Origin of the sequence: Sphingopyxis sp. EG6 (genome assembly GCF_003609815.1) — a bacterium.
In the GTDB taxonomy this organism is placed as follows: Bacteria; Pseudomonadota; Alphaproteobacteria; order Sphingomonadales; family Sphingomonadaceae; genus Sphingopyxis.
In genome coordinates, this window is the sequence record NZ_AP017603.1 from 2685707 (window position 1) to 2701668 (window position 15962).

Annotated in this window: 14 protein-coding genes; 1 reads left to right on the plus strand and 13 read right to left on the minus strand. The window is 64.2% G+C overall.

What is annotated here, in order from left to right:
* Positions 1-7 precede the first annotated feature (7 nt).
* The 11 genes from SPYCW_RS13005 to SPYCW_RS13055 all read right to left on the minus strand — a co-directional run bounded on the left by SPYCW_RS13005 (position 8) and on the right by SPYCW_RS13055 (position 13569).
* Entirely contained in the window at positions 8-385 is a 378-nt protein-coding gene (locus tag SPYCW_RS13005; RefSeq protein WP_120217120.1) for a VOC family protein, read from the minus strand.
* Positions 386-436: 51 nt separating this feature from the next.
* Complete coding sequence (gene purU / locus SPYCW_RS13010) at positions 437-1297, minus strand: formyltetrahydrofolate deformylase (RefSeq protein ID WP_172595493.1); 861 nt, start codon at positions 1295-1297, stop codon at positions 437-439.
* Positions 1298-1425: 128 nt separating this feature from the next.
* Positions 1426-2538: an S-(hydroxymethyl)glutathione dehydrogenase/class III alcohol dehydrogenase gene (locus SPYCW_RS13015; RefSeq protein ID WP_120217122.1), complete on the minus strand. Its 1113-nt coding sequence runs from the start codon at positions 2536-2538 to the stop codon at positions 1426-1428.
* A gap of 906 nt (positions 2539-3444) precedes the next feature.
* Positions 3445-4269, minus strand: coding sequence for a hypothetical protein (locus tag SPYCW_RS13020; RefSeq protein WP_145985986.1), 825 nt, complete (start codon positions 4267-4269; stop codon positions 3445-3447).
* A 106-nt stretch (positions 4270-4375) separates the two neighbouring features.
* Positions 4376-5755 carry an L-serine ammonia-lyase gene (locus tag SPYCW_RS13025; protein ID WP_120217124.1) on the minus strand — a complete coding sequence of 460 codons (1380 nt, stop codon included), beginning with the start codon at positions 5753-5755 and terminating at the stop codon, positions 4376-4378.
* Between the two features lie 214 nt (positions 5756-5969).
* Complete coding sequence (locus tag SPYCW_RS13030; RefSeq protein ID WP_120218297.1) at positions 5970-6584, minus strand: superoxide dismutase; 615 nt, start codon at positions 6582-6584, stop codon at positions 5970-5972.
* 197 nt (positions 6585-6781) lie between these two features.
* Positions 6782-8434 carry a cisplatin damage response ATP-dependent DNA ligase gene (locus SPYCW_RS13035; protein ID WP_120217125.1) on the minus strand — a complete coding sequence of 551 codons (1653 nt, stop codon included), beginning with the start codon at positions 8432-8434 and terminating at the stop codon, positions 6782-6784.
* The gene (locus tag SPYCW_RS13040) at positions 8431-9444 is read right to left on the minus strand and encodes a ligase-associated DNA damage response exonuclease (RefSeq protein ID WP_120217126.1); all 1014 of its coding nucleotides are present in this window, start codon (positions 9442-9444) and stop codon (positions 8431-8433) included. Before SPYCW_RS13040 ends, SPYCW_RS13035 begins: the two co-directional genes overlap by 4 nt.
* Positions 9444-10859 (minus strand): UdgX family uracil-DNA binding protein, encoded by a 1416-nt coding sequence (locus tag SPYCW_RS13045; RefSeq protein ID WP_232014710.1) that lies wholly within the window; start codon positions 10857-10859, stop codon positions 9444-9446. The genes SPYCW_RS13040 and SPYCW_RS13045 overlap by 1 nt, the downstream gene beginning before the upstream one ends.
* 8 nt (positions 10860-10867) lie before the next feature.
* Positions 10868-12118 carry a putative DNA modification/repair radical SAM protein gene (locus SPYCW_RS13050; RefSeq protein ID WP_120217128.1) on the minus strand — a complete coding sequence of 417 codons (1251 nt, stop codon included), beginning with the start codon at positions 12116-12118 and terminating at the stop codon, positions 10868-10870.
* A 50-nt stretch (positions 12119-12168) separates the two neighbouring features.
* Positions 12169-13569 (minus strand): sensor histidine kinase, encoded by a 1401-nt coding sequence (locus SPYCW_RS13055; protein WP_232014711.1) that lies wholly within the window; start codon positions 13567-13569, stop codon positions 12169-12171.
* A gap of 327 nt (positions 13570-13896) precedes the next feature.
* On the opposite strand from SPYCW_RS13055, the gene SPYCW_RS13060 reads away from it, so the two are divergent.
* Entirely contained in the window at positions 13897-14691 is a 795-nt protein-coding gene (locus SPYCW_RS13060; RefSeq protein ID WP_120217130.1) for a response regulator, read from the plus strand.
* 20 nt (positions 14692-14711) lie between these two features.
* Here the strand turns inward: SPYCW_RS13060 and SPYCW_RS13065 are convergent, their stop codons facing one another.
* Together SPYCW_RS13065 and SPYCW_RS13070 are read right to left on the minus strand one after the other, a co-directional pair.
* Positions 14712-15266, minus strand: a complete 555-nt coding sequence (locus tag SPYCW_RS13065; RefSeq protein WP_120217131.1) for a sigma-70 family RNA polymerase sigma factor — start codon at positions 15264-15266, stop codon at positions 14712-14714.
* A 174-nt stretch (positions 15267-15440) separates the two neighbouring features.
* On the minus strand, positions 15441-15848 hold the full coding sequence (locus SPYCW_RS13070) for a BLUF domain-containing protein (protein ID WP_120217132.1): 408 nt from the start codon (positions 15846-15848) through the stop codon (positions 15441-15443).
* Positions 15849-15962 lie beyond the last annotated feature (114 nt).

Genomic DNA, 15962 nt, shown 5'->3' on the forward strand with positions numbered 1-15962 from the left:
CTGCGGTTTACAGACGCTTCAGCGCGCACAGCTTGTTGCCGTCGGGATCGCGCAGATAGGCGAGGTAGAGCTTGCCAAAGCCGCCTTCGCGCACACCCGGCGGGTCTTCGATGCTGGTGCCGCCCGCCGCGACGCCGGCGTCGTGCCATGCCTTCGCCTGCGCCTCGTCCTCCATCGCGAAACCGATGGTGCAGCCGTTGCCCGCCGTTGCGGGCTCGCCGTTGATCGGCGGGGTGACCAAGAACAGGCCGCCATTGTGCATATAGATCAGGCGGCCCTTGTCGTCCTCGATCCCCGGCTTGCCGCCGATCGCCTGGAAGGTCGCATCGTAGAATGCCTTCGCTTTCGCGACGTCGTTCGTGCCGACCATATTGTGACTATACACCGCTCTCTCCCTTTTTCGTTGCGAATCGATACCGATCTTGTGCCAGCCTTGTCAGCGGAAGACCACCGTCTTGCGTCCGTCGATCAACACGCGCTGTTCGGCGACCCAGCGTACCGCCTTGGCCAGCACCTGCGCCTCGACATCGCGGCCGATGCGGATGAGATCCTCGACGCTGTCGCGGTGATCGACACGCTCGACCGCCTGCTCGATGATCGGCCCTTCGTCGAGATCGCTGGTGACGAAATGCGCGGTCGCACCGATCAGCTTGACCCCGCGTTCCTGCGCCCGGTGATAGGGCTTGGCACCCTTGAAACCGGGCAGGAAGCTGTGGTGGATGTTGATGCAGCGCCCCGCGAGCTTCGCCGAGAGGTCGGACGAGAGCACCTGCATATAGCGCGCCAGCACCAGATATTCGGCGCCGCTGCGCGCCATCAGGTCGAGGATGCGCGCTTCCTGGTCGGCGCGATTGACGTCGCTGACCGGGAAATGGTGGAACGGAACGCCATGCCATTCGCTCAGCCGCCGCTGATGTTCGTGGTTCGACACCACGGCGACGATGTCGATCGCGAGATTGCCCGTCGACCAGCGGTGGAGCAGGTCGTTGAGGCAATGGCTGCCCTGCGACACCGCGATCACGAAGCGCGGTTTTGCGGCGCTATCGCTGATCCGCGCGTCCATCTGAAAACGCTCGACGATCGGGGCGAAGGCTGCCTGCACCCCCGCCAGCCCCTCGGGAAAGCGCGACCCCGCGCCGCGAAATTCGACGCGCATGAAAAAGCGCCCCGAATCGAGGTCGGCATATTGCTGGCTGTCGAGGATGAAGCCGTCGCGCTCCGCGAGCAGCCCGGTGACTGCGGCCACGATCCCCACCGCGTCGACGCAGCTGAAGGTCAGGACATAGGGTCCGGTCAAATTCTTCCTCCCTCGGCGCACCCCCACAACCGCTCGTGCTGAGCCTGTCGAAGCACCGTTCTTTCCTTGGCCGCCGCATGAAGCAAGAGCGGCCCTCCGACAAGCTCGGGGCGAACGGAAAATAAGGGTTAGAAGACTACCACCGAACGGATGCTCTCACCCGCATGCATCAGGTCGAAGCCCTTGTTGATCTCTTCCAGCCCCATGACGTGGGTGATCATCGGGTCGATCTCGATCTTGCCGGTCATATACATGTCGACGATCTTCGGCACGTCGGTGCGGCCCTTGGCGCCGCCGAAGGCGGTGCCGCGCCAGTTTCGGCCGGTCACGAGCTGGAACGGCCGCGTCGCGATCTCCTTGCCCGCCTCGGCAACGCCGATGATGATCGAGGTGCCCCAGCCGCGATGGCACGCTTCGAGTGCGATCCGCATCACCTCGGTATTGCCCGTCGCGTCGAAGGTGTAATCGGCACCGCCGTCGGTCATCTGGACGATCGCCGCGACGACATCCTCGCGGCTCATGCCCTTCGAGTTCAGGAACTCGGTCATGCCGAACTTGCGGCCCCATTCTTCGCGATCGGGGTTGATGTCGACGCCGATGATCTTGTTGGCGCCCGCGAGCCGCGCGCCTTGGAGCACGTTGAGCCCGATCCCGCCAAGCCCGAACACCACCACATTGTCGCCGACCTGGACCTTGGCCGTGTTGGTCACCGCGCCGACGCCGGTGGTCACGCCGCAGCCGATATAGCACGCGCTCTGGAAGGACGCGTCCTCGCGGATCTTCGCGACCGCGATCTCGGGCAGCACGGTGAAGTTCGAGAAGGTCGAGCAACCCATATAGTGGAAGATCGGCTGGCCCTTGTACGAAAAGCGCGTCGTGCCGTCGGGCATCAGCCCCTTGCCCTGCGTCGCGCGGATCGCGGTGCAGAGGTTGGTCTTGCCCGAAAGGCAGCTTTTGCACTGGCGGCATTCCGGCGTGTAGAGCGGGATCACATGGTCGCCAGGCTTCACGCTGGTGACGCCCACGCCGACCTCGCGCACCACGCCCGCGCCCTCATGCCCCAGCACGCTCGGGAAGATGCCCTCGCTGTCGAACCCGTCGAGCGTGTAAGCGTCGGTGTGGCAGATGCCCGTCGCCATGATCTCGACCAGCACCTCGCCCGCCTTCGGGCCTTCCAAGTCGAGTTCGACGATTTCGAGCGGCTTCTTCACTTCGAACGCAACGGCGGCGCGGGTCTTCATGGCGGGTCTCCTTCTCGGGCGTCCCAATCAGGCAAATGGGGCGGCAATGCAAGATACTGATCCTCCCCGTGACCGAAGGCCATGGGGAGGGGGACCGCGCCCGCAGGGCGTGGTGGAGGGGCCGCGACGCTCGCGCCAAAGGCCCCTCCGTCAGCGGCTGCGCCGCTGCCACCTCCCCATCGCTGCGCGACAGGGAGGATTGACGGCGCTGCTTCGCCCCTAAAGCCACAAAAGCCCCGCATGTGCGCGTCAATATTGTGTCCTTTGTGGCTTTAAGCGCTAGCGCGAATACCGGCGGTCAATGTGCCGAAATTGCAGGCTGACACAGCGAAATAATGTAGGAAAGCGCTATTTTCGGCACGCGTCCGTTCGTTGGAGTTGAGCGCCAGCCCATCATTTTCGTCATGCTGAACGCGTTTCAGCATCCACGGCCCGACTCCAGCCGCTTGGGGCGGCGCCAGATATTTTTCACACAAAGACACAAAGGCACGAAGACGTGGGCTTGGGCCGACAGGCCCATTCCTCCATCAACGGCGCGACTGGCGCACCGTTGCAGGGGCAAGCCGCTTCGCGGTCGGCGCGACATCTTCGTGGCTTTGTGTCTTTGTGTGAAACAAAAAACGCGGCGCCGAAGGAAATGGCAGGCCATGGACCCTGAAACGAGTTCAGGGTGACGAAGGTGGTGAAACGCTGGCGCCTGCCAGCCTCCCGATTTCCATGTGATGCCGCGTCTGCAAAGCGGCGCGCGCTCTCGCTCGTCGACCCGCTGCGGCCGCAGGAAGAACCGATCTGGGCGGTCTTATCCGCGGCGGCGCCATCTGCTGCCGAAGGTGCGGCTGCTGATCGACAAATTTCGCGAGGAATTGCCGGGGGCGTTAAGGCGGTGGCGCAACCCAATTGGGTGGATTAGCTGACGATAATTTGCGGGTCTTCAAGGTGGAAACGCATCCGCTCGTACTCGATACCACCTACCGCCCAGCGCTTGAATAACTGCCGCGCGCTGACGCGCGGTCGTCCCTGCTGCTCAAGATCATAGACAACCAATCCATCCCCTTGTGGCGCCATCATCTGCATCAAGACGCATGCCCGAATTTGGCCGGAGCCACCCAACTCGGAAAGGCGTTTGAAACCCCACGAACGCTGCACAGGCTTGAGAACGACGTGCTCATCTTCTCTTGGATCGAATGAAGTCCGATAGACATCACCGTCTAAATCCATAACCCAAGAGAAGTATTTGAATTCCTTTCCCTGCTCCTGATATAACCGGCTCCAATTCATAGCCAACGAAAGCAATGCTTCCTGATCGGAACCAAGGTCAGCGGCAGAACCTTCGTATGGAAATGGCGAGGCGACGAGACCTGCATATAACACATTCTCGCCAAACACCCGCCGCTCTGCCTCGATGGCATATTTTACTGGGAGCCGCATGCTTGGCCAAATGAGCCCCTCGCATTCCTGCAACGTATGTGCGGCTGTCTTCTTTTCGCCGGCCAAATACGCTTCCAGTGACATGGTAATGAGTTCGGCAGCTACCGCAGTCAGGCGTTTGTCTCTCAACTTTCGGCGTGCGAAATGGAATCCAGCACGAAGCTCGTCAAAGGCGCCATGCAAGGCCCTCTGTTGATCAGCTACCAATTCACCCGAAAGAACGTTGCGAAAGCCATCAGGCGCATAAGCTAGAACCGATGCCCAGCAATCATGGTACTGTCCAAGCGTTTCAAAATCACGCAAGTCATCACCTTTAAATGCTCAATCTTCGTCGCAAGCCAAGCGGGAAACAACGCCCGTGTCAATCGCAGTCTTCAGCAACAAATCCGCGTTGGCCTTTATTGCTCCCTCAACACTCCACCACACTAACCGCCAGCCCGCCCTTCGACGTTTCCTTATATTTGTCGCGCATGTCGCGGCCCGTCTGCAGCATCGTCGCGATCACGGTGTCGAGGCTGACGACATGCGTGCCGTCGCCGATCATCGCGATGCGGCTCGCGTCGATCGCCTTGATCGCGCCCATCGCGTTGCGCTCGATGCACGGGATCTGGACGAGTCCGCCGATCGGATCGCAGGTGAGGCCGAGGTTGTGCTCCATGCCGATCTCGGCGGCATTTTCGACCTGCGCGTTGGTGCCGCCCAATGCCGCGGTCAGCCCCGCCGCCGCCATCGAACAGGCGACGCCGACTTCGCCCTGGCAGCCGACCTCGGCGCCCGAGATGCTGGCGTTGCGCTTGTAGAGCGCGCCGACCGCGCCCGCGGCGAGCAGGAAGGTCCGCACCCCCGCCGCATCGCCGCGATAGCTGCGCTTGTAATAGCGGATCACCGCCGGGATGATCCCCGCGGCGCCGTTGGTGGGCGCGGTGACGACCTTGCCGCCCGCGGCATTTTCCTCATTCACCGCCATCGCCCACAGGTTGATCCAGTCCATCATCGCCATCGGGTCGGACAGATTCGCTTCATGCCGTTCGCGGATGTCGGCGGCGATCTGCGGCGCGCGGCGCTTGACCTTCAGCCCGCCGGGCAGGATTCCGGTGCTGCAGCAACCGGCGTCGATCGAGGCGTCCATCGCCGCGGCGATGGCATCGAGTCCGGCGTTCACTTCGTCGAGGCTGCGGTGGACGAGCTCGTTTTCGAGCATCATTTCGGCAAAGCTCTTGCCCGCCGCCGTGCCCATGGCCAGCAGGTCGGCGCCCGAGGTGAAGGCGTGGGGAAGCTCGACCTCGTCCTCGGCGCCGCGGCTGTTGCGCCCCGCCTCATCCTCGTCGACGACGAAGCCGCCGCCGATCGAGAAATACATGCGCTTCGCCAAAATCTCGCCGTCGCTGTCGCGCGCGGTGAAGCTCAACGCATTGCTGTGGAAGGGCTGGCGCTGGCGCATCTGGAAATGCAGGTCGCGCGCCGGCTGGAAGCGCACCCGCTGGCGGCCGAGCAGGTAGAGAAAGCCTTCGTTCGTCGCACGGTCCCAATGCGCGGTGATCGCGGCAAGGCTGGTCGAGGCGGGAATTTCGCCCGCGAGCCCCGCCACCACCGCGGTGTCGGCGGCGTGCCCCTTGCCGGTCAGCGCGAGCGAGCCGTAGAGGTCGGCCTCGACATGCGCCGTCTTCGTGAGCAGTTCGGACTCGTCGAGCCACACGGTGAAACGCCGCGCCGCGACCATCGGCCCGACCGTGTGCGAGCTGGAAGGACCGACACCGATTTTGAAGAGTTCGAACAGGCTGATCGTCATGACGGCGCCTATAGAGGCGGCACCGTCATCACGATAGATACCAGTTCAAATTTCGTTACGGCATCCGCGAAATCCTCCCTGTCGCGAAGCGATGGGGAGGTGGCAGCGCGAAGCGCTGACGGAGGGGCGATAACGCTACCGTCTCTGCCCCTCCACCATCGCCTGCGGCGACGGTCCCCCTCCCCACGGCTTCGCCGCAGGGAGGATTTTCGGGTCAGGCCGGATAGGTCCAGGTCGTGTCGCGCGCGAAATTCTCCGCCGCGAAATCCCAGTTGAGCAGTTCGTCAACCACCGCATCGACATAGGCGGGGCGCAGATTCTTGCGGTCGATGTAATAGGCATGTTCCCACACGTCGATCACGAGCAAAGGCTTGATGCCCGCGGTCAGCTCGGTTCCCGCATCATGCGTGTCGGTGACCGACAGCGTGCCGTCGCGCGACACCAGCCACGCCCAGCCCGACGCGAAATGGTTGACCGCGGTTTCCTTCAACTTCTTTTTGAGTCCGTCGAGCGAACCGAAATCGCGGTCGATCGCGGCGGCGAGGTCGCCCTTGGGTTCGGTCTTGGCCGGGCTCAGGCTTTCCCAGTAAAAGGCGTGGTTCCACGACTGCGCACTGTTGTTGAACAGCCCCTTGTTGCCCGACCCTTCGGCGTGGTGGATGATTTCCTCAATGCTCTTGTCGGCAAGTTCGGTGCCCTCGATCGCGGCGTTGGTCTTGTCGACATAGGCCTTGTGATGCTTGCCATGGTGCGTCGCCAGCGTGTCGGCCGAGATATGCGGCTCCAGCGCATCCTGAGCGTACGGCAGGGGCGGATGAGCGATCGTCATGGCAGTCTCCATTATGTTTATCAGAGGGGATGATGGTTTAAACTCGGTATCGGGGTGGCGGGTTGCAAGGTTTGCGTGGGGAAATTTTCGCATGAATCCCCCTCCCTGAAAGGGAGGGGTTAGGGGTGGGTCGCCGCGGGCGTTCTTGCTTTGCCGCCTACCCACCCCCAGCCCCTCCCTTACAGGGAGGGGAGACATCACGTCACCATCGCCAGCAACGTCGCGATCCGATCCGCCTCCTCGGCGGGCTTGTCCCGCCTGATGCGCGAGATACGCGGGAAGCGCATCGCGAGCCCCGACTTGTGGCGATTCGACGCGTGGATCGAATCGAAGGCGACCTCGAGCACCAGCGACTTTTCGACCTCGCGCACCGGGCCGAAGCGGTTCAGCGTGTTGTCGCGCACGAATTTGTCGAGCCATTTCAGCTCCTCGTCGGTGAAGCCCGAATAGGCCTTGCCGACCGGGAGCAGCTCGCCATCGTCGCTCCAGCAGCCGAAAGTATAGTCCGAATAGAAGCTTGCACGCCGCCCGTTGCCGCGCTGGGCGTACATCATCACGCAATCGGCGGTGAGCGGGTCGCGTTTCCATTTATACCACAGCCCGGCGCGGCGACCCGCGACATAAGGCGCATCGCGGCGCTTGAGCATCACCCCCTCGATCGCGGCGTCGCGCGCGCCCGCGCGGCGCGCGGCGAGATCGTCGAAGTCGGTCGCCTCGATCACCTGCGACAGGTCGAAATGGCTGGCGGCGAGGCGCGGTACGAAGCCCTCCAATTGCCGACGCCGCTCGGTCCACGGCAGCGGGCGCAGATCGTTCCCGTCCACGGCGAGCAGGTCATAGACGCGGACAAACGCCGGATAGTCGGCGAGCATCTTCTTGGACACCGTCTTGCGCCCGAGCCTTTGTTGCAGCGCGTTGAAGCTTGCCGCTTCGCCGCCCTGCACCTCGCCGCGCACCAGCAGTTCGCCGTCGATCACCGCATCCTGATCGAAGGCCGCGACCAGTTCGGGAAAGGCGGCGCTGATCTCCTCGCCGCCGCGGCTGTAGATGCGCGTTTCGGCACCGCCGCGCACGATTTGGACGCGGATGCCGTCCCATTTCCACTCGGCGGCATAAACGGCGAGATCGACCGTTCCGTCCTCGAGCGGATGCGCGAGCATGAACGGGCGGAAGAAGGCCACGTCGGCAAGGTCGGGGCGCTCCGCCCTGCCCTCACCCCAGGCAAAAAGCGGGGCATAGGGCGGCGGGATCGCGTGCCACAGCTCCTCGACATCGTCGACCGCCACGTCGAACGCCTGCGCAAACGCCTGTTTCGCGAGCCGCGCCGACACCCCGACGCGCATCCCGCCGAGCGCGAGCTTGAGCAAGGCATAGCGGCCGTCGGCGTCGAGGCGGTCGAGGAGCGAGGCGAGGATCGCGGGGGCGGTGGCGCGGGTGGCGGCGGAGAGGGCGTCGACGGCGGCGGAGACGCTTAAGCCCCTCCCCTTCAGGGGAGGGGTTGGGGGTGGGGGCTCGATGCCTTGCGCAAGGCCGATGGCCCCCACCCCCGGCCCCTCCCCTGAAGGGGAGGGGTGAATGGACTCCGGCCACAGCAGCGCCGCCGTCTCCGCCGTATCCCCCACGAAATGCCGCGACAGCCGGAACAATTCCTCGTCGACCCGCGTCGCCAAGAGCGCCCGAACCATCGCCGACTTCACTGCCGGAAAATCGAGGCTTTCGGTCAGCGCCGCGATCGCCCACCCACGATCCGGGTCAGACGTGTGGCGCAGATAATCGACGATCAGCGCCAGCTTGCTGTTGCGCGAGCGCGTGTAGATCAGCCGATCGATCAGGGCCGCGAACGCCTTCACGCCTCTTCCTCCAGATCGCGGCCGACCATATGTAGCGCGCGCGCTTTGCGCTGATGCAGCTCGCACCAGCGCAGCAGGCCGTCTTCGCTACCATGCGTGATCCACGTCTCCTTGGGGTTCACCTGCGAAATCGTCGTCGTCAGCTCGTCCCAGTCGGCATGGTCCGAAATCACGAGCGGCAGCTCGACCATCCGTTGCCGCGCGCGCTGGCGCACCCGCATCCAGCCCGACGCCATCGCAGTCACCGGATCGGGCAGCCGCCGGGACCAGCGGTCGTTCAGCGCCGAGGGCGGAGCGACGACGATCTGCCCCGCCATGTCGGCCTTGTCGGTTTCGCTCACCAGTCTGAGTTCGCCGAGATCGATGCCGTGCGCGGCATAGAGCGCGCACATTTTTTCGAGCGCGCCATGGATGAAGATCGGCGCGTCCCACCCCGCCGCGCGGAGCTCCGCAATCACGCGTTGCGCCTTGCCCAGCGCATAGGCGCCGACGAGCACCGACCGATCGGGCTCGGCGCGCACCGCGCCGATCAGCTTGGCGATCTCCTGCCCCGTCGCGGGGTGGCGGAACACCGGCAGGCCAAAGGTCGCCTCGGTGATGAAGATGTCGCACGGTACGACCTCGAACGCGGCGCAGGTCGGGTCGGCACGGCGCTTGTAATCGCCGGTGATGACAATGCGCTCGCCAGCATATTCCATCAATATCTGCGCGCTGCCCAGCACGTGCCCGGCGGGATGGAAGCTGAAGCGCACGCCGCCGCGCTCGAACCCGTCGCCATAGGCGAACGCCTGATTATGGCTTGCCCCGACATCGACGCCATAGCGCAGCGCCATGATCGCCAGCGTTTCGGGGGTCGCGAACACCGCGCCGTGGCCGCTGCGCGCATGGTCGGCGTGGCCGTGCGTCACCGCAGCGCGTTCGACGGGGTGCGAGGGATCGATCCACAGGTCGGCGGGCTTCACATAGAGCCCGTGCGGATGCGGTTCGAGCCAGGGCTTGGTTTTGGCCATCAGGCGGCGAGTGCCCGGGCCTGCGCGAGATCGGCGACGAACATCGCCCGCTCCTCCGCGGCGCGCGTCCGATCGGGCAGGCGAAGCAGGAAGGAGGGATGAATTGTCGCGACCAGCTTCGCACCCCCCGCCAGTTCATGCACCGCCCCGCGCATCGACGTGACGCTCATGTTTTTGCCCATGACCCCGCGCAGCGCGCTGCCGCCCAGCGTGACGATCAGCTTGGGCTGCACGAGCGCGCGTTCCTTGTCGAGCCACCAGCGGCAGATGTCGATCTCCCCCGCGGTGGGGTTCTGATGCAGCCGCCGCTTGCCGCGCGGTTCATATTTGAAATGCTTGACCGCATTGGTGAGGAACAATCGCTTGCGGTCGAGCCCCGCTTCCGCCAGCGCCTGGTCCAGCGCCTGCCCCGCCGGTCCGACAAAGGGACGCCCCTGCAGATCCTCCTGATCGCCGGGCTGCTCGCCGACGAGCATGATCTGTGCGTCCGCTGGCCCCTCACCCGCGACCCCCTGCGTCGCGTTGCACCGGATCGGACAGCGATTGCAGCGATCGACCGCGCGCGCGACGTCGGCCAGCGTCTGGATGTCATCGTCGAGGAGCAGTTCATCGGCCACGCGCGTCCGCCATTTGTCGGTCAAGGGGTTGGCCATGGAAACGGCGGCCTCGCGCATCCGTTCCACCCGCGCCTCGGCCGCAGCCAGCAGCGGCGCAATGTCCCGCGCCTCGGGCAGGTTCTTCCAATATTTCTTGGGCATTTCGGCGCGCATCGCGTCGACCTTGACCCGCGCAGGGTTGAAGATGGCGCCATAATAGGTGCGCCATTGATCCTCGACGACGTCGCTGTCCGGCACCTCGTCCTTCGTGCCGCCCGCGCCATAGACCAGCGCCTCCTTGTGCCAGATTGCCCGCGCATCGGGGGTCACAATCGCCCAATCCATGCCGTAAAAGCGCCGCTGAAAGAAAGGCGCGGTGAGCCGCAAAATGCGGTGATCGGGCTCGAACCACGCCGCAAAGGATTCGCGGCCCGCGTCCTCCCCCAGCCGCCGGAAGCGCACGAAGGCGTGCATCTTGTGGACGTCGCGCCGGATCGCCTTGTCGGCCTTGCGCAGCCAATCAATGTCGGGGTCGGTGCGCCGCGCCAGCAGCTGCAGGTCGCGCGCCGCGCGCCAGACGATGCGGTAGAGCCGGGCGGGAACCGCGGCATCGCGGTGGCAGATGACGCGATCCGCCATCGCGAGCAATTCGCGCGGCAGCGCCACGGTGCCGGGCGCCGCCAAGGGCGCCGTGCCGCCAAACAGCGACGCGCCCTCGTCGGCGCTGCGCCAGCTCACATCCTCGGGCGCCACCCCGCCCGCGAGCAGCCCGCGCGCCGCGTCGCGCCATTCGGCGAAATCGCCGGGATGGGCCAGCACGACCTCTCTCATAGCGCCAGCGACAATTGCTCGGCGGGCGGCGCAAAGCGCTCGCGCAGGCTGGCGCTGTCGGTCAGCGAACCCGGCCGCCAGTCGGGGGTGACGATGAACGGCAACAGCTTTTTCACCGAGGCGGTCAATTTGGCGAGATCGCCCAGCCTGAGTTTCCCCAGCCGCCGCGCCGCGACGATCCGGTCGACCGCGCGCGTCCCCAGCCCCGGCACGCGCAGCAGCATCTCGCGCGGGGCGCGGTTGATGTCGACCGGAAATGCTTCGCGCCGCTGGAGCGCCCACGCAAGCTTGGGGTCGATCGCCAGGTCGAGCATACCCCCGTTTGCGCCCTCCATGATCTCGGCGCGTTCGAAGCCGTAGAAGCGCAGCAGCCAGTCGGCCTGATACAGCCGATGCTCGCGCATCAGTGGCGGGCGCACCGGCGGCAGGTCGCTGCTCGCATCCGGGATCGGGCTGTACGCCGAATAATAGACGCGGCGTAGGCGATAGCCCGAATAGAGGTTCGTCGCGGTCGCGAGAATGTCGTCGTCGCGCGATCCGTCGGCGCCGACGATCATCTGGGTCGATTGCCCCGCCGGCGCAAAGCGGGGCGGTTTCGCCTTTTTGAGCAACCGCCCTGTCGCCGCCTCGATCGCATCGTCGGCCCCGACGCGCACCGATGCCATCGTCTTGCGGATCGTTGCGGGCTTTTTCTCGGGCGCAAAGCTCGACAGCCCCGCCTCGGTCGGCAATTCGACATTGGTCGACAACCGGTCGGCATAAAGACCCGCGAGCGCGATCAGGCCCGGATCGGCCCCCGCAATTGTTTTCAAATGGATATAGCCGCCGAAGCGATGCTCCTCGCGCAGGATGCGCGCGACCTCGACCAGCTGCTCCATCGTATAATCTTCGGAGCGGATGATCCCCGACGACAGGAACAATCCCTCGATATAATTGCGCTTGTAAAAATCGAGGGTCAGCCGCACCACTTCTTGCGGACTGAACCGCGCGCGCGGCACATTGCTCGACGCGCGGTTGATGCAAAACCGGCAATCGTAAATACAGAAATTGGTGAGCAATATCTTGAGCAGCGAGATGCAGCGCCCGTCGGGGGCATAGCTGTGGCAGATGCCCATGCCTTCGGTCGACCCGATGCCTTTGGTGCCGGTCGAATCGCGTTTCACCGTTCCCGACGACGCGCACGACGCGTCATATTTGGCGGCGTCGGCCAAAATGCCGAGTTTTTCGAGAATCGCTTTTCCAGACATTTCCTACACATAGCATAGGAACATAACAGGAACAAATCACATCGCCGCGCTCAGGCGTCGCGCCAGCGCGCCGGCAAGGTGATTTCGAGGACCAGCCCCGTCGGTTTCCAGTGTCGCTCGATCGTCCCGCCCAGATTGTTGCGGACGCTGCGTTCCATCAACAGCGTGCCAAAGCTGGTTTTTTCGGGCGGGCCGATCGGGCCATGATTGCCGGTTTCGGTCCAGGTGAGCCGGAACAGCCGCGGATCGCTGCCTTCTGCATCCTGCGTCCATTGAATATCGACGTTGCCGGCGGCGCCCGACAGCGCGCCATGCTTGACCGCATTGGTCGCCAGTTCGTTGAACACCAATGCCATCGCGACGAGGGCGTTTTCGGGGAGCAGGAGATCGGGTCCCGACCAGCGGATGCGCGGAAAGGCCGCTTCGACCTCGCGCAGCAGCGCGTGCATCGACCCGGTCATGAAATTGGCTCCGAGCAGGACGTTCTGGGCGCGATTAAGCGCGTCGAGGCGACCGGTGATCCGCTCGACATAATCGTCGACGTCGGTGGCCGCATGGCGGGTGAGCGAAATGATCGCACTGACCGTCGCGAACAAATTGCGCATCCGGTGATGCAGTTCGCGCATCAGCAGATTGGCATTTTCCTGGCGGCTTTTCTGTTCGGTGATGTCGATGCTGATCCCGGTCAAGATCGCGTCGGTGGTGTTGACGTCCCAATCGGCGCGGACCGCAATCCAGCGCACCCCGCGTTCGGGGTGCTGGATGCGATACTCGGTCGCATAATGGCTGCCGCTTTCGACCGAGCCGCCCAGCACACCGCGCACCATGTCGCGATCGTCGGGCAGCAACCGTTCCCAGAAGCCTTCGATATCGACCAGCGCAGTGGCGAAATCGGCGCCCCACAATTCGGCGACGGCGCCGCCCCATTCGATCGATCCGGTCCGCGTATCATAACGCCACGTCGCGATACCCGAAAAATCGAGCGCCCGTTCGAGCGTCTGCCGCGCCTCGTCGCGCTGCGCAACGATGCGCCGCAGGTCGGCTTCGGCCATGATGATCGCCGCGAAATCTTCGAGCCGCTCCAGCTCGCGATCGTTCAACAGGGAGCGTTCCTTGCGATCGATCACACATAATGTGCCCAATATCGCCCCGTTATAGGCGCGCAGCGGCACCCCCGCGTAAAAGCGAATGAACGGGTCGCCGGTCACCAGCGGATTGTCGCGAAAGCGCGCATCGCCCAGGACGTCGGCGATCACCACCGGCTTGTCGTCGGCGATCACATATTGGCAAAAGCTGATGTCGCGAGGTGTTTCGGCGGCATCAAGGCCATAAGAGGATTTGAACCATTGCCGACAATCATCGACCAGCGAAACCAGCGCGATCGGTGCATCATAAAGGTCGGCGACCATTTTGGTCACGCGGTCGAACGCTTCCTCGGGATCGGTATCCATGATCCGATATTCACGAAGTGTATCGAGGCGCAGGCGCTCGGCCTGTTCCGGACTAGCATAACCACCGTCCGCCAACTGATGCCCCTCACCTCCGCCGGATCCTGTGGGCCGCTCTGCCATGAATATGGTCCCTACAAAAGTCTGTTTGCCATCGGAAACAGAAAGCGGCCCAATTCCACTGACTTACCGATGGCGGCGAAGCGTCCCGGCTGACTCTACGCATTGCGCGATGACAAGTTGCAGCGCTTCGTCGTGCATTTTTGACCCAAGGTTACGGAACCGTCGCCCGCCGGGGCGCGTATGATGGGCCAAAGCGGGAGGTAATATATGCCGTTGGGTGAAGAGCTTCGGGGACATTTGCCGTATCTGCGGCGCTACGCGCGCGCGCTGACGGGCAGCCAGCAGCATGGCGACAATTTTGTCCACACGACGCTGGAGGTGATCGTCGCCGCACCGGACGAGTTCAGCGCGGGCAACGGCACCCGTATCGACCTTTACCGCAATTTCCACCGCATCTGGGAAAGTGCCTATATCGACGATGGCGAGGGCGATGACGATGGTGAAGACCCGCTGGTTCGCGCCGCCAACCAGCGCCTCGCCCGGATCACCCCGCTCGGGCGGCAGATCCTGCTGCTGACCGCGCTCGAGGGATTTTCGGTCGCCGAGGCCGGGATCATCACCGGCACCGACCATGGCACCGTCGAAACTTTGCTCGCCGAGGCGGTCGGCGAACTGGACCGCGAATCGCGCACGTCGGTGCTGATCATCGAGGATGAGCCGCTGATCGCGATGGAACTCGAACAAATCATCCGCGAACTGGGGCACACGGTCGCCGGGGTCGCCACCACGCATGCCGACGCGGTTGCCGCGTTCGAGGCGACCGACGCGGGACTGGTGCTCGCCGATATCCAGCTTGCCGACGGATCGTCGGGGATCGACGCGGTGCAGGACATTCTGGCGATCGCGCCGGTGCCGGCGATCTTCATCACTGCCTTTCCCGAACGCCTGCTGACCGGGGGGCGCGTCGAGCCGACCTTCCTGATCTCGAAACCCTTCCGCGAGAATACCGTGCGCGCAGCGATCAGCCAGAGCCTGATGTTCACGCCGCAGCTGGCGGCGTAGCGAGGCTTAGGGTCAGGACCCTAGTCGCGCCCCGGACCGTTCGCGGTCAGCTGGTCGACATCGTCCATGATCGACCCGAATACGTCGCTCGACGCCAGCTCGTCGGCGCTGCGCAGCGGCATCGTGCCGCTTTCCAATATCGCTTGCAGCGCGGTGCGTGCGCGCGACACGCGGCTTTTCATCGTCCCGACCGCGCAGTCGCAGATCGCCGCGCCTTCCTCATAGGACAGCTGCCCCGCGCCGATCAGCACCAGCGCCTCGCGCTGGTCGACGGGCAGCATCAACAGCGCGCGCTGGACATCGGCCAAATGCAGGCTGTCGTCCTGATCGTCAGGCGCCACCAGCAGCCGCTCGGCGGCCATTTCGTCATATTCGGCGGTGAATTTCTTGCGCCGCATCTGCGACAGGAAACAGTTGCGCAGGATCACGAACGCCCAGCTTTTCATGCTGGCGGGCCCCGGCACATATTGCGCGCGCGCCTTCCACGCCTTCAGCATCGTTTCCTGCACCAGATCATCGGCCAGGTCGGCGTTGCCGCACAGGCTGCGGCCAAAGGCGCGCAGATGCGGCAACATCGCCGCCAGCTCGCGCTTGAAGCTGGCATCGTCGAGCGGCTGGGGATCGAGCGGCGGAGGCGTCAGGTCGTTGATAATCTAGCCTTAGTTTACGCAGAAGTCGTTGTTGTGCCCGTCAGGCTTAGCGCGTCGGACCAATGATGCAAACGAGAACCGCTGCACGACATGAAAACGTCAGCCGGCGGGCCGCGTCCGGCGCCCCAACGCGATGAAATTTTCCATCATCAACGCATCCTGGGGGTCAAGCCGGCCGCGCGCCGCCACCCGCGCCAGATCATCGTCATGGCTGCGAAATTCGGGATCGTACAGCATCGTCCACTCGGCAAAGGCCCGTTCCGCGATTTCGCGGCGGCGGATTTCCACCATCCCGCTATGCCGCGGATCGTTGCGGATCACCGCCAGACAGGCATCGACCTTGTCGCCCGGCCCTTCCAGCAATTGCAGGAAATTGTGGCCGTTGAAAATCAACGCGCCGGTCAAGGCATCGCGCTGATTGTTGCGACGGGCCTGGACGAGGAGGGCAGCAATATCCTGTTCGCCGATCAACGGATCGGCAACGCTGACATAGATAACGGAAAGCAAGCGACGTCCTCCAGCCTACCGCCACGCGGGAAAGGCAAAGCAAAACCCCTCGCCGCAAGCCTGGTCGCCTACGCGGCGGACCGGATAGGGCGGTTGTGACATCTTGGCAACGCT

Coding starts and splice junctions, on each gene's coding strand:
- SPYCW_RS13025 (WP_120217124.1), bottom strand. CDS start 5,755: ATGACGATCAGCCTGTTCGAACTCTTCAAAATCGGTGTCGGTCCTTCC.
- SPYCW_RS13040 (WP_120217126.1), bottom strand. CDS start 9,444: ATGGCCAAAACCAAGCCCTGGCTCGAACCGCATCCGCACGGGCTCTAT.
- SPYCW_RS13060 (WP_120217130.1), top strand. CDS start 13,897: ATGCCGTTGGGTGAAGAGCTTCGGGGACATTTGCCGTATCTGCGGCGC.
- SPYCW_RS13030 (WP_120218297.1), bottom strand. CDS start 6,584: ATGACGATCGCTCATCCGCCCCTGCCGTACGCTCAGGATGCGCTGGAG.
- SPYCW_RS13050 (WP_120217128.1), bottom strand. CDS start 12,118: ATGTCTGGAAAAGCGATTCTCGAAAAACTCGGCATTTTGGCCGACGCC.
- SPYCW_RS13015 (WP_120217122.1), bottom strand. CDS start 2,538: ATGAAGACCCGCGCCGCCGTTGCGTTCGAAGTGAAGAAGCCGCTCGAA.
- SPYCW_RS13055 (WP_232014711.1), bottom strand. CDS start 13,569: ATGGATACCGATCCCGAGGAAGCGTTCGACCGCGTGACCAAAATGGTC.
- SPYCW_RS13065 (WP_120217131.1), bottom strand. CDS start 15,266: ATGTTGCCGCATCTGCGCGCCTTTGGCCGCAGCCTGTGCGGCAACGCC.